Origin of the sequence: Syntrophomonas wolfei subsp. wolfei str. Goettingen G311, assembly GCF_000014725.1 — a bacterium.
GTDB classification, from domain to species: domain Bacteria; phylum Bacillota; class Syntrophomonadia; order Syntrophomonadales; family Syntrophomonadaceae; genus Syntrophomonas; species Syntrophomonas wolfei.
The window spans coordinates 947,019-959,921 of the sequence record NC_008346.1 but is presented as its reverse complement, the minus strand read 5'-3'; the positions used below and the strand labels follow the sequence as shown (position 1 = coordinate 959,921).

Annotated in this window: 15 protein-coding genes; 3 read left to right on the top strand and 12 right to left on the bottom strand. The window is 42.7% G+C overall.

Annotated elements, in window-relative coordinates; translation table 11 throughout:
- Window positions 1-103 precede the first annotated feature (103 nt).
- Complete coding sequence (gene dprA, locus SWOL_RS04235; protein WP_011640263.1) at window positions 104-1,192, bottom strand: DNA-processing protein DprA; 1,089 nt, start codon at window positions 1,190-1,192, stop codon at window positions 104-106.
- 16 nt (window positions 1,193-1,208) lie between these two features.
- On the opposite strand from dprA, the gene SWOL_RS14720 reads away from it, so the two are divergent.
- The 3 genes from SWOL_RS14720 (at window position 1,209) to SWOL_RS14715 (ending at window position 2,094) form a co-directional block, all read left to right on the top strand.
- Complete coding sequence (locus SWOL_RS14720) at window positions 1,209-1,367, top strand: hypothetical protein (RefSeq protein ID WP_155814128.1); 159 nt, start codon at window positions 1,209-1,211, stop codon at window positions 1,365-1,367.
- Window positions 1,368-1,736: 369 nt separating this feature from the next.
- Window positions 1,737-1,931, top strand: coding sequence for a hypothetical protein (locus SWOL_RS04230; protein WP_041427382.1), 195 nt, complete (start codon window positions 1,737-1,739; stop codon window positions 1,929-1,931).
- The gene (locus SWOL_RS14715) at window positions 1,921-2,094 is read left to right on the top strand and encodes a hypothetical protein (protein ID WP_207635325.1); all 174 of its coding nucleotides are present in this window, start codon (window positions 1,921-1,923) and stop codon (window positions 2,092-2,094) included. The genes SWOL_RS04230 and SWOL_RS14715 overlap by 11 nt, the downstream gene beginning before the upstream one ends.
- Window positions 2,095-2,128: 34 nt before the next feature.
- On the opposite strand, the gene SWOL_RS13495 is transcribed toward SWOL_RS14715, so the two are convergent.
- The 11 genes from SWOL_RS13495 to murA form a co-directional block, all read right to left on the bottom strand.
- Window positions 2,129-3,508 (bottom strand): DNA methyltransferase, encoded by a 1,380-nt coding sequence (locus SWOL_RS13495; protein ID WP_011640262.1) that lies wholly within the window; start codon window positions 3,506-3,508, stop codon window positions 2,129-2,131.
- Between the two features lie 591 nt (window positions 3,509-4,099).
- A complete protein-coding gene (locus SWOL_RS14235) occupies window positions 4,100-4,237 on the bottom strand; it encodes a hypothetical protein (RefSeq protein WP_155814127.1) in 138 nt (45 codons plus the stop codon).
- A 17-nt stretch (window positions 4,238-4,254) separates the two neighbouring features.
- Entirely contained in the window at window positions 4,255-5,022 is a 768-nt protein-coding gene (gene sigG / locus SWOL_RS04220) for an RNA polymerase sporulation sigma factor SigG (RefSeq protein ID WP_041427381.1), read from the bottom strand.
- 216 nt (window positions 5,023-5,238) lie between these two features.
- A complete protein-coding gene (sigE, locus tag SWOL_RS04215; protein WP_011640260.1) occupies window positions 5,239-5,961 on the bottom strand; it encodes an RNA polymerase sporulation sigma factor SigE in 723 nt (240 codons plus the stop codon).
- Between the two features lie 12 nt (window positions 5,962-5,973).
- Entirely contained in the window at window positions 5,974-6,855 is an 882-nt protein-coding gene (spoIIGA, locus tag SWOL_RS04210; RefSeq protein ID WP_011640259.1) for a sigma-E processing peptidase SpoIIGA, read from the bottom strand.
- Window positions 6,856-7,239: 384 nt separating this feature from the next.
- Window positions 7,240-8,307: a cell division protein FtsZ gene (ftsZ, locus tag SWOL_RS04205; RefSeq protein WP_011640258.1), complete on the bottom strand. Its 1,068-nt coding sequence runs from the start codon at window positions 8,305-8,307 to the stop codon at window positions 7,240-7,242.
- A 19-nt stretch (window positions 8,308-8,326) separates the two neighbouring features.
- Window positions 8,327-9,559, bottom strand: a complete 1,233-nt coding sequence (gene ftsA, locus SWOL_RS04200) for a cell division protein FtsA (protein WP_011640257.1) — start codon at window positions 9,557-9,559, stop codon at window positions 8,327-8,329.
- A 72-nt stretch (window positions 9,560-9,631) separates the two neighbouring features.
- Window positions 9,632-9,967 (bottom strand): small basic family protein, encoded by a 336-nt coding sequence (locus tag SWOL_RS04195; protein ID WP_041427380.1) that lies wholly within the window; start codon window positions 9,965-9,967, stop codon window positions 9,632-9,634.
- Between the two features lie 3 nt (window positions 9,968-9,970).
- The gene (locus SWOL_RS04190; RefSeq protein ID WP_041427379.1) at window positions 9,971-10,699 is read right to left on the bottom strand and encodes a DUF881 domain-containing protein; all 729 of its coding nucleotides are present in this window, start codon (window positions 10,697-10,699) and stop codon (window positions 9,971-9,973) included.
- 3 nt (window positions 10,700-10,702) lie between these two features.
- A complete protein-coding gene (locus tag SWOL_RS04185; protein ID WP_011640254.1) occupies window positions 10,703-11,452 on the bottom strand; it encodes a cell division protein FtsQ/DivIB in 750 nt (249 codons plus the stop codon).
- Between the two features lie 184 nt (window positions 11,453-11,636).
- The gene (gene murA / locus SWOL_RS04180; protein WP_011640253.1) at window positions 11,637-12,887 is read right to left on the bottom strand and encodes a UDP-N-acetylglucosamine 1-carboxyvinyltransferase; all 1,251 of its coding nucleotides are present in this window, start codon (window positions 12,885-12,887) and stop codon (window positions 11,637-11,639) included.
- Window positions 12,888-12,903 lie beyond the last annotated feature (16 nt).

The following is a 12,903-nucleotide window of genomic DNA, read 5'->3' as shown; positions in this document are numbered from 1 at the left end:
CCTCTCCATAGTTTATAAGTGAGGAGTGAGCTCACTTTTCATCTTAGTTATGGCCCCCTGTCTATGAGGGGTTCCAGTGCAAAAATTAATACATACTATATAGTCATACTTTAACATAGTAATTACCCGGCAAAGACTTTACTATGCCTGCCAATTCCAGTTTCAATAAAAGGCGGCTGAGTTCCCCTATGTTAAAACCGGTACTGGCTATTATATCATCAAAAAGCAGGGGATCTCCAGCCAGGCAGTTTACAACGACTTTTTCCTGCTCATCCAAAAAAAGTAGCTGTTCCTGTAGCGGAAGCTCTTTTTCCGGTATTGTGATATCATAATACTCCTCAATAATATCTTCAACCCCTGTAATCAATTTGGCCCCTTGTTTGATTAAATTATTAGCCCCCATACTGCTTTCCCGATTAATCGGCCCGGGAACAGCAAATACATCCCTTCCCTGCTCCAGAGCATAATCCGCTGTAATCAAAGCCCCACTTTTGACCCGGGCTTCGACCACAACCACCCCACGGCTTATACCGGATATTATGCGGTTACGCATGGGAAAATTCCCCGGTTCAGGGTTAGTATCCAGGGGAAACTCGCTAATAACCACTCCTTGCTCAATTATTTCATGAAATAAGCGCTTATTGCTCCGGGGGTAAATAATATTAAGACCGCTCCCCAATACTGCTATGGTTTTGCCCCTGGCATCAAGAGTTCCACGATGAGCTTCCGTATCAATCCCCCGAGCCATGCCACTTACCACACTTATCCCCCGTGTAGCCAGTTGATGGCCCAGTTTCCTGGCTGTAGTCCGGCCATAATCACTGGCCGCTCGGGAGCCAACAACGGCCAGACAGATTTTTTTAACACAATCCATATTACCCTGAAAATAAAGCAGCATCGGTGGATTATAAATATTTCTTAAGCTTGATGGATAGGCGGATTCCTCAAAACCCATCGGGTTGATCCCCTCATTCTCCAACCGCTCCAAATAAAAAAATATACTACTATTCTGGCGTTGGGAAATAATAGCCTGAGCTATTTCGCTCTTGAGCAGAGCATACAAACGAGATGAATCAGATTTCAGGCAGTTCTCAAAACTGCCAAAGCTGTCTTTAATTTTCCAAAGGCTTTTGCTGCCTATTCCTTTAATTGCATGGAGAAAACACAAAGCGGCTTTTTCTGTTCTTATCATAATTTGCTCCTAGTTTATGGTTATCCATCAGACAACAGCTATGGGAAAAAATCCTAAAGCCATTGATAACATAAAAACGGGAACTTGGCAAGAGTATATCCAGGCTGCTTCCGGTTCCAATGCCCAGAAAAGCATTGTTCCTCGCAAAATAATCATTATTATTTTGCCTGTATAAATATGACTCCTGCAAGAACCTTTTTGTTCCAGAAGGGTTGCATAAATATACAAAACCCTAGCGAAGGTGAAAGCGGGCGGTCGAAGACGTCCTTACAATGCTTTGCAGTCGCTATTAAGGTTGTTGCGCCTGATTCGGAACGACACGGGGGTCGTTCCCTACATACCCTTCGGTCGCTATTAAGGTTGCTGGAGCGGTATATTTATACAAACCAATAAACATTAATAACTTTTTGCAGTAACACCAAATATGATTAAAAAATGGTTTTCTATTTTATTCCAAACAGCTGTGGGATTATTTACTGTCTTAGAAGTTTTCTTAGGCGGGAAAAATAGCAATGAAGGTTAATAATTTAAGGGAGGTTTTATTATGTTGGCTGATCTAATGGATAGAAGAAATTCATTTGCCAAGAAACTTATGCACCAGGACAAAGCTGATCCGGGAACCTTTAGTTTTATGGAGCCTGGTTGGTGGGCATTGCATGCTGTCACTATCGCCGGAGTCTATATGCTGGGCCATAATCTAGCCAAAAGCATTCGGCATGCTCAGGATTATGATGAGTAAAACAGAGGGCTATGATAATTCAGAAAAGAGCTCTGGAAAAACCTTCATGCGGAAGGAAGAACTAAATGATGAGGAAGTCTTTGCAGAAACTTGGCTTCCGTTAGGAGATCACAAGGAAATCGATCTTTGGCATTTAATAAAGCAGAATCGCATAAGAATCTAAGAAATAGGGGGATGGTTAAGCGAAAGCCGTCCCCTTATTGGCATCCCGGAAATGTAAAGCTTTTTATTATCGAATCACCAAAGATATCATAGCTTTTTATGGCCATGGAATACTCCTCTTGTTTAGGTAATAGAACACTTAACTGCAGCGGTAAAGGAAGATTATAATCAGGCTTTTCTCTAATAACTTGTAATTGCGAAGAAAAACAGCCATCATAATTACAATCCAGTTCCCAGAAATCAAGGCATGAGACAAAATTTCGATTTTCAAACGGAAAAAGAGGAGAGTCATAGCGGGAAATCCCTAACTTGACCATAGCCTGCTTCTCATCATAAGAACAAACTTCTGGTACTATTAACTCCAGTATTCCTGGTTTTTGCTCTTCATTGTCTTCTTCGATTAATTCTGTTATCTGGAAGGGACGGGCCTTTTTTCTGAGCAAACGATAACGGCTGCTTTGTATGGCTAATTTGCTGCAATCACAAGATATCCAGGATCTGTTCATTTCTTCACAGGCTTCAGCCGTAGTTCCGGAGCCAGCATAAAAGTCGGCTACCAAATCCCCCGGATTAGAAGCAGATGCTATTATTCTTTTTAATAAAGCTAACGGTTTTTGAGTAGGAAATTTCAAGTTCTCTCGGGCAGTAGGGCTAAGTATCTTATTTATATCTACCCACCAATCCTGCAAAAGCGCGCCTTCTTTATGCAATGTATATTTCTTGCCCTTAACTCTGGTAAGTCCCCTCTGCAAGGTTCCTTCAGTATAAGGCCGGTACTGGGGGTTAAAAGTATAATCTTTTCCCTTGCCATACCACAGAATCTGGTCATGCTTACGATGAAAATGCCTCCTGGTTCCACTTCCTCCCCCATAACACCAGATAATCTCATTAATAAAATTATCGCTGGAGAAAATCTCATCCAGCAATATTTTAACATAATGACTGCTGTGCCAATCCAGGTGGACAAATATGCTCCCCTGCTCCGAGAGCAGCATTTTCATAATCTTCAATCGCTTATAGATCTGCTGCAGGTAGGAAACTAAATCTTCATCCCGATCCTTAAAGGCCAATCTTTCTATAAAATATTTTTGACCCTGATGTTCTACGCTTATCCGGGAATTATAGTTGCTATTGCTTAGATAAGGCGGGTCAATGTATATGAGGTCTATTTTCCCCGCAAAGCCTTGCTGCAACAAGAGGTTAAGAACAGCCAAATTATCCCCTTGGTAGATGCGATTCAATAAAGCTGGTTCCAACTGTGGCGGATTATCCAGCCTTTCACCAAACAAATTATTGCTCTGAAACAAAGGGTGGGGATAAACCACTTCTACCCTGCTGCCATATTCCAGCGGTCTTTCTATTAGCTCATTCTCTTTACCTTCCCATACCAACCTTACCCCGGAAAGAGATTCCATCTCAACTGTCCCCTTTTAGCTATTGTAAAAATATATCATAGCAACTACATTTTATCATAGAAAAAGCCCTGCAGCTGCAGGACTCTTTAAATAATCTGATTTAACTGTGGTTCTACTGCAAAAACCCCTTTTTGTTGCATAGGGTTGCATAAATATGCAAAGCGAGCGTTGGCGAAGCATGGATGCTTCACCCTGCGGGTACTCCTGATGTTCCATCCTTCGGATGTCACTATTAAGGTTGCACCGGCGAAGACGAGCAGGCGAAAGGGGGCGAGCGACAGGATGTCGCGAGAGCGCCTCACCCTTCGGGTACGCCTAGTGTTCCACCCTACGGGTGTCACTATTAAGGTTGCCTCCCATGGACGGGAGATTGGCGCGGTACCCCTTGAGCCGTGAGACGAGCCGTTGGTGTTGCCCATGCGTAGCACCCTGCCGGGCACAACTGATGCTCCCTGCGGTCGCTATTAAGGACGCTGGAGCGGAATATTTATGCAAGCAAATGCATAATTATTACTTTTTGCAGCGGAATCAACTCTAATACCGACCAAGTATTAGCTTCTATGCTCAGGTTGAGCAAGCTTTGAACAATGCCTAGCGCGACACCACATTTATGCGGATAAGGTTGTTCGGAGTGAAGGCTTGTTCGACATCATAATACCAGCCTGCGATGGGAACTAAAAGTGACAAAATCATAGCCACCAGGAAAATCACCAGTATCTTGTTTCTCATAGCCTTTATTACCTCCCTTAAACATATTTCCGCAATTGTTTTAGTGCTGCTTTTTCCAGGCGGGAAACCTGAGCCTGTGAGATACCGATTTCTTCCGCCACCTCCATCTGGGTTTTACCAGCAAAAAATCGCAATGACACTATATGTTTTTCCCTATCATTCAACTTCTTCATGGCTTCTTTTATCGATATTTCTTCCAACCATTGCTCATCCCCACTCCGTTCATCACTGAGCTGATCCATTACCAAAATGGGATCGCCCCCGTCATTATATATTGGTTCAAATAGGGATACCGGTTCCTGGATTGCATCCAAAGCAAAAACCACTTCTTCCCGGCTGACATCAAGGTGTTGCGCTATTTGGCTTACCGTAGGCTCAGCCGAGTTATCATTGATGAGTTTTTCTCTTACCTGTAAAGCCTTGTAGGCAATATCGCGCAATGATCTTGATACCCTAACGGCGTTATTGTCCCGCAGATAGCGTCTTATTTCTCCGATAATCATCGGTACCGCGTAGGTAGAGAAGCGTACATTCTGGCTTAAGTCGAAATTATCTATTGATTTAATTAAACCTATGCAGCCCACTTGAAAAAGATCATCAACATACTCGCCTCTATTAGTGAACCTTTGAATAACACTTAAAACCAATCTAATGTTACCCTGAATTAATTTTTCTCTGGCCTGGGTCTTGCCCTGATGCATTTCTGTAAAGAGTATCTTCATCTCTTCGTTTTTCAGAACCGGGAGCTTGGATGTATTTACGCCACAGATTTCAACCTTGTTGATTTAAATGCACCCCTTCCCCTTTTTCTTTATATCTTAATGCCTGAAAAAGCTACCTCTGCTATCTGAATATTAAGAAGAAAAGCTTTAGCTAGCATCATATCTTTAATAGAATTATTTACCCGCTTGAGCAATATTATTCGAATTCCAGAATTTAAAGCAGATAAAATTCAAGAAAATAAGATGGGGAAAGTTGCATAAGGGTTGCATAAATATTAATCATTCAATTTTGCGAATCTCCCTTTGCAGCCTTTTCAAAATCCGTTTTTCCAGGCGAGAAATATAGGACTGGGAAATCCCCAAAATATCGGCTACTTCCTTTTGCGTTTTCTCATCTCCATCGGCCAAGCCAAAACGAAGCTGAATAATAGTCTTTTCCCGATTATTTAGCTTGTGCATAGCTTTCCACAAAAGGCTTTTTTCCACTTCACCCTCAATTTGTTTATAAATCATATCATTTTCGGTACCCAAGACATCTGAAAGCAAAAGTTCGTTACCATCCCAATCCACATTTAAAGGTTCATCCAGGGATATTTCCACCCTATTTTTTATATTCCGGCGAAGATACATAAGTATTTCATTTTCAATACAACGAGAGGCATAAGTAGCCAGTTTAATATTTTTCTTGGGTTCAAAAGTATTAACCGCTTTAATCAGTCCAATAGTGCCAATGGAAACTAAGTCCTCAATGTTTATCCCCGTGTTCTCAAATTTTTTGGCGATATATACTACCAACCTCAGATTATGCTCGATCAGGGTTGCCTTTACCGACATAATTCCCTGATCCAGTTGGGAAATCAAGGCCATCTCTTCTTGTTCACGCAGCGGTGCCGGAAGAACTTCAGTTGACCCAATATAATGAATAAAGCGGGGCAGTTTCTTCTTAAGGTATAGCTTGATGAAGTATAAACGCCAGTTCCTTAGTCTCTCTAAAATATCCATCTTCCCATCCTCCTAAGCATTCTCAATTATTTCGGCAGGTATCAAAAACTGGTACTCTCCCTGAGAACTAAGTTTTTCCCGGTATATTCCCACCACCATATTTTGGTGGAATACATCTTTGCTGCCATTGTTAACCACTATCTCATCCGCACGCACCCCCAGCAGGATGCCGTTCTTTTTGCCTATGGAGGAAAAAGGTATCAAACGCAAACGGTTGGCCCAACTGCAACCACCCAGAGCATCCAACATGGTATTTTCATCCTGCTTAATTTCCAGCACTTCTCTTAAATCCTCGGGCAGGCAGCTTTTTAGAAACTGGTATTCTGCCACTATCACCGGACGATTAGTAATAGGATCGCGCAGATTGTTACCAGTGTCCAAAAAACCTTTACCCTGGCAATGATAATTATTGAACCTTAGTTCAACATCAAAGCGAAGCAAGGCGGGGAGAACTTGCCTTAACAAATATTTTTGTCCAAATATTCCGATAGCAAGAGCGGTTAATATTCCCCCTGGCAGCCATAAGTACCACAAATTCGCCCCTGATTGCTTATCTATAAGCAGATATGAAATAGCCATGCTAGCTCCAGCCACGATAAAGTTAATAGCATAAAAATACAGGAAGGCCTTTCTAAATTCGGCCCAGTTTTGTGGGTATAAGGCGATAATAATCATTAGGCAGGAGAAGAGAATCTTGAAGAATAAAGAAAACCAGTATTCCATCCCAGGAATTAGATAGGCCAGAGCATATATTCCCCCAAGAAAAGAAGCAAAAACAATACGTTTATATACCACTTGGCTGCCGGTCAATCTAGCTGTGGCCCAGAGTATACAAAAATCCATTATAAAGTTTATTGCGAAACTAAGGTCTGCATAAACCTCGGGAATAGCCATTAATTACCCCTCCAGATCATTGGATAAGGGGCAGGATAATATTCCAGGATAAGACGAAATTTGGCCGCATTCTCTCCAATAATGAACCCAGCAATAATAAAGAGATATACGCCATTTAATTTATATGCCTGCCAGAATAATAAATACCTACCATATTATAACAGTACAGGCTGGGGCATTATGTTGCAATTCAAGGCAGTAAGATAGTTTTAATACTTTATAAATAGTAAAAAACCGGGATAATATTCCCGGTTTCATTTAAATTCTTCTATTAATTTGGAGAAGAAGGTTATACTACCTTATACCCCATTCCGTCCTCCGATTTCCGCCTTCTGTCTTCCGTCTCCCAACGCCTAACGACTGACAACTGACAACTTATATCAGCTATTTGCGCCTTAAGAAAGGTGGGATTTCCAGGTCATTTTTATCTAAAAAACTAGGAGGCGAATCCAGGCCCCTCAATCTAGTTGACTCAGTGCTACTGCTCTGGGTCCGCGGAGTATTGAAACCGGTTGCTATGACGGTAATTCGTACTTCGTCATTAAGCTTTTCGTCAATATTAGCCCCAAAAATTATATTGGCTTCAACATCTGCTGCCTGATGAATGATTTCCGCCGCCTCATTTATTTCAAAAAGAGTCAGATCAGCACCCCCACTGATATTAAATAAAACACCCTTGGCCCCTTCAATCGAGGTTTCCAGCAAAGGACTGGAAATAGCTTCGCGTGCTGCCTCCGCTGCCCGGTTTTCCCCCTTGGCCTTCCCAATTCCCATCAGAGCGGAACCGGTATTCTGCATCACCGTTTGTACATCGGCGAAATCACAATTAATCACTCCCGGTACCGCAATAAGGTCCGATATTCCCTGAACTCCCTGCCTAAGTATATCATCCGCTATTCTGAAAGCATCATTAAATGCCGTATGTTTGTCCACTACTTGCAGTAGCCGGTCATTGGGAATAGTGATGAGGCTATCCACCGCTTCCCGCAAAGCCTCAATTCCCCGCTCAGCTTGTGAATTTCTTTTACGTCCTTCGAAAGTAAAAGGCTTGGTAACAACTCCAACCGTTAGAGCACCAAGGTCTTTGGCAATTTTAGCGATTATAGGAGCCCCTCCGGTTCCAGTTCCTCCTCCCATACCAGCAGTTACAAAAACCATATCCGCACCCTGTAAGGCTTTTTTTATCTCATCAGCAGTTTCCTCAGTGGCTTTCATACCTACTTCCGGATCAGCACCGGCCCCCAGTCCCTTGGTAAGCTTCTCCCCCACCTGAATTTTCTTTTCCGCCCGGGAAAGAAACAAGGCCTGAGCATCAGTGTTTACCGCAATAAATTCCACTCCTTTGAGCCCTGCTTCTATCATGCGATTGATCGCATTGTTTCCCCCACCACCTGCACCTATCACCTTAATCTTGGCAAACTGCTGCATCTCTACATCAAAATCCAATGGCATTTAAAAACCTCCTCCACCTTTACCTGAATAATTCTTTAAACCACCTGCTAAGTTGGTCGAAAAGAGCTGCAATACCCCGTTTGTTATCACAATTTATATTTAAATACCGGGATGAATAAATCAATCCACCAAGAATTACCGCATTCTGGGGGCGATTGAAATCAACCGGAATTCCTCTTAAGTTTTCGGGAATTCCCAGGCGCGTAGGGATATTGGTATATTCCTCTATGGTCTTTACCAGACCGGTTAGCTCAGCCTCTCCCCCTGTTACTACGATTCCTCCCGGAATCCGATCCAGGCAAGCAAATTGTTTAAGCTCCGCATAGATCATTTCCACAATTTCCATAATCCGGGCTGATATAATCTCCGCTACCACCTCTTGTGACACCTGCCGGATTTCTTTACCTTGAACATTTTTTACATTTACTATTACATCATTCCTGGCTATATCAGGGCTGGCCACACCATTTCTTTCTTTGATTCTGCCCGCCTCTTCCAGAGAGGTTCTTAACACAATGGCCAGATCCCGGGTAATATACTCACCACCAACCGGCAGAACTGAAGTGTAAAGAAGACTACCTGCCTCGAAAAAACTAATCTCGGTGGTCCCTCCACCGATATCAAGCAGTACCACACCCATTTCTTTTTCCGTAGGCAAGAGAACAGCTTCTGCTACCAGCAAAGGATTATATACTATTTTTTCCGTCTGTAAATTAATACGCTGCATACTCCGGTGCATATTCTGAATAGCCGCTGTAGCAGCAACAATTATAGTCGTCTCCAATTCCAGCCTGCTACCAACCATTGCTATCGGGTCTTTTACCCCATCATAACCATCTACGATATACTGTCTCTCCACCGCTTGTACAATGGTCTTATCAGGCGGCAAAGCAATATTGCAGGCAGATTGCAATACTCTTTGTCTATCATCCTGGGTAATCTCATAACTGGGATTACCTACAGCCACTACCGCGTGATTATTGACAGCATATACGCTGCTCCCGGAAAACCCCAGGAGAGTGCTGGCTATATCAACCCCGGTCAATCTTTCCAGATCATTAAGACAACTATCAATAGACCGGGCTGTGCTTTCAATATCTACGATATTACCCTTGCGCAAACCCAGTGATGGCACATGGGAAACCCCCAGGATATTAATCTCCTGGCCCTGGCTAAGTTCGGCCATCGCTGCCTTAATAAAGCTGGTTCCTACATCCAGGGCTACTACTATGTTTCTATTAATGCCAAGCACCCCTTAGAAAGATTCCTTCTTTCTTAGTACGCCAAACATACGGTTTTTCCCTTTTTTACATGGAATTTTTATTTAATATTTTTTCAATAAATATCGACGGATTATTCCTAAATTTTGGAATATGCGTACACCGAAAACCACTACTGCTGCCAGGTAAAGCTGAACCCCCAGCCTGTCCCCCAAATAAGCCATGCCAGCTGCCAAGAGAGTATTGACCACAAAACCACTAACAAAGATGGTGGTATCGAAATTATCTTCCATATAAGCTCGAATCCCACCGAAAACCGCATCCAGGGCGGCAATAACCGCAATGGACATATACTTGGCATAGACCACACTCAGAAAAACCGGTACCTGCATACCGATCAGCAAACCTATCATAAGACAAAAGAGTACTAAGAGCCACATAAATTATTCCGCCTTTTCCTCATATTTAACCGGTTGGGCAAATGTAAATTTAACACTTCCGCTATAGGCGGGGATGGTAATTTTCTCAGCCTTTTCTATAGTGGCTTGTATTCCCAGAACTTTCAGGGATTCCATATAACCATTTTTAATTAACATCCCGCTTTCCAACATATCTGGATTACCTATAGCCTTAATTACAAAAGGTGGGCCAATCCTATTCCAATTGACCAAAATCAAAGTACCCGCACACCTTATTTCCGATTTTGCCGTAATCCGTTCACCGTTGATGGAAATGGCTTCTGCACCGGAGGTCTTTAGTTCATTAACCAGCATCAAAAGATCTGAATCATGAACCAATGAGAAATTAGGATTGTCCCCCGGCTGAATTTCACGGGGATTATCATTGACCGTTATTATGACACCAGGTCCTTCTACCGCCATAAGTCCGGCACTCATATTAGCATCTTGCAAATCAGCCTGCAAATCAGCCATAGCCTGGTCAGTTTCTCGTACATTTTTGAGTTTTTCTCGTAACGATAGTACTTCCTCCACCAGGGCATCTCTTTCTTCGCTTACGCTCTGTACCTGTTGGGTCAAGTCCTCGACCCGGGCAGGAACCAGGTTGGCCTGATAACTCTCCGTCGTCTTGAACTGAATCGCCAACATTATACCCAATACCATACAGACAATAGCTATAGAAATTTGAGCACCTTTACTACGCAAAAGAAGCACCCCCTATTCCTGTACATTCCTGGTTTTCAAAACCGGTTGACCCTTAAATCGCAGGTCAACATACTCTAAAACATCAGTGCCTTTCTCATCCAGCTCAGCTTCAATCTCAAATACCTGTTCCACGAATTTAGTTTTTTCCTCTAATCTTTCCAGGTTGCCGAAGTTGACTTCAGTTCCTTTTTGGGTATAAAAAACTATTTCTTTACTTTTGTTTATATAATGAAAATCAGAAATGGCTTTTCTACTCTTAATCGATAACGCATCATAGATGACTTTAATCATTTTAACCCCCTCCGGTTCTACAGCCTGTCCCAGATTTACCCGGGGAGGAAGATCATCCATGGTGATTAACGGATAGTCAATAAGGGAATACTTCTGCAACTTATCTATACATATGCTATCTTCATCAATGCATAACAAAACATCATGGTAGGGAACCAGAGCCCAGATTTTTCGTTCCTGCACCTCAACTTCAATTTGCCGGGGGAAGTGCCTTACCAAAACAGCCTTTTTTATTACCGGGTGGAGTTCTATGGCTTTGCTGACAAATTCATCATTTATTTCAAATATGTTTTGTCCCCGGCTGAGACCGGATAGGCGAAGAACTTCATCCTCGGACACTACCTTCAACCCGGTTATGGTAATTTTCTCTATATTGAAGAAGGAGCTGTGTAAAAAAAGATATAGTGAGACCAATACCAGCAAGATTAATATGGAGATACCAAAAAATTTACGAGAGACAGTCTTGTTCATAATCTTCTCCTATCCCCATAATTACTGTGAAGATTATAGCAGAAATCCGCAACAAAATCATTGTATACCTGTAAAAAAAAGGAATCTGACAGCTTGACCGGGGCATATCACAGGGATGGTTCTGCTGATATATATCAGCAGAACCATCCCTGTGATATGTTTCTTCCTTTTCTCTCTTTGCATTCTACACTCGCCGTATATCCACCCCTAATCTCTCCAGCTTTTCATGAATTTTTTCATAACCCCGGTCTATGTGTTCCACCTTGCTTATTATAGTCTCTTCATGGGCAAATAAAGCAGCCAGGATTAACGCAGCTCCTGCTCTCAGATCAGTCGCTTCTACAGTAGCTCCTTCCAGAGCCGTTTTCCCCTTAACAATAGCGATACGACCCTCCAGTTTTATATCGGCTCCCATACGCCTGAGTTCTTGAACATGCATATAACGATTTTCGAAAATAGTCTCGACTATAATACTAGTTCCAGGAATAGAAGCAAATAAAGCCATCATCTGGGGCTGCATATCAGTGGGAAAGCCTGGGTAAGGCATGGTCTTAATATCTGTGGGGCGATATTTATGGTTTCCTATTACTCTGACCCCAGTACTTTTAGGGATAACCTCTACCCCAATCTCTCTCAATTTGGCAATTAACGGCTGTAAGTGTTCCAGTACCACATTTCCCAAAAATACATCACCACGACTGATGGCTGCAGCCACCATAAAAGTTCCGGCCTCAATACGATCAGGAATTACCCGGTACTCAACCCCACCCAATTTTTTTACTCCTTCAATCTGCACCGTATCCAGACCCGCCCCAGTGATTCTTGCTCCCATACCATTGAGAAAATTTTGCAAATCATATATCTCCGGTTCGCGAGCTGCATTCCGTATGGTAGTGATACCAGGAGTAAGGGTTGCTGCCATAATAATATTTTCCGTAGCCCCCACACTGGGGAAATCAAGCAATATTTCTTTGCCCATTATACCCTGCTGGGCTTTTCCTTCCATAAAACCATATTCTTCGGTCAATTCATATCCCAGATTTCTTAAACCTTTTAAATGCAGATCCATCGGCCTGACCCCTATGGCACAGCCTCCGGGATAAGCTACCCGAGCCCGTTTAAAACGCCCTAGTAAAGCCCCCATTACCAGGTTGGATGCTCTCATCTTCCGGGAAATGCTTTCCGGGAGCTCATAATTGTTAATAGTCCTGGCATCTATCACCAATACATCGGCTTCTCGTTTCACTTTTGCTCCTAGAATTTCCAAAGCCATAGACATCACATTTATATCTTCCAAATCGGGCACCCCGGATAATACCACTTCACCCATCGACATCAAACTGGCGGCCATAATAGGCAAAGTTGCATTTTTTGAACCACTTATTTCGACCTGGCCTTTTAGCCGCCGTCCTCCTCTGAGCCTCAAACTATTCAAGAAAACACCTCCACCA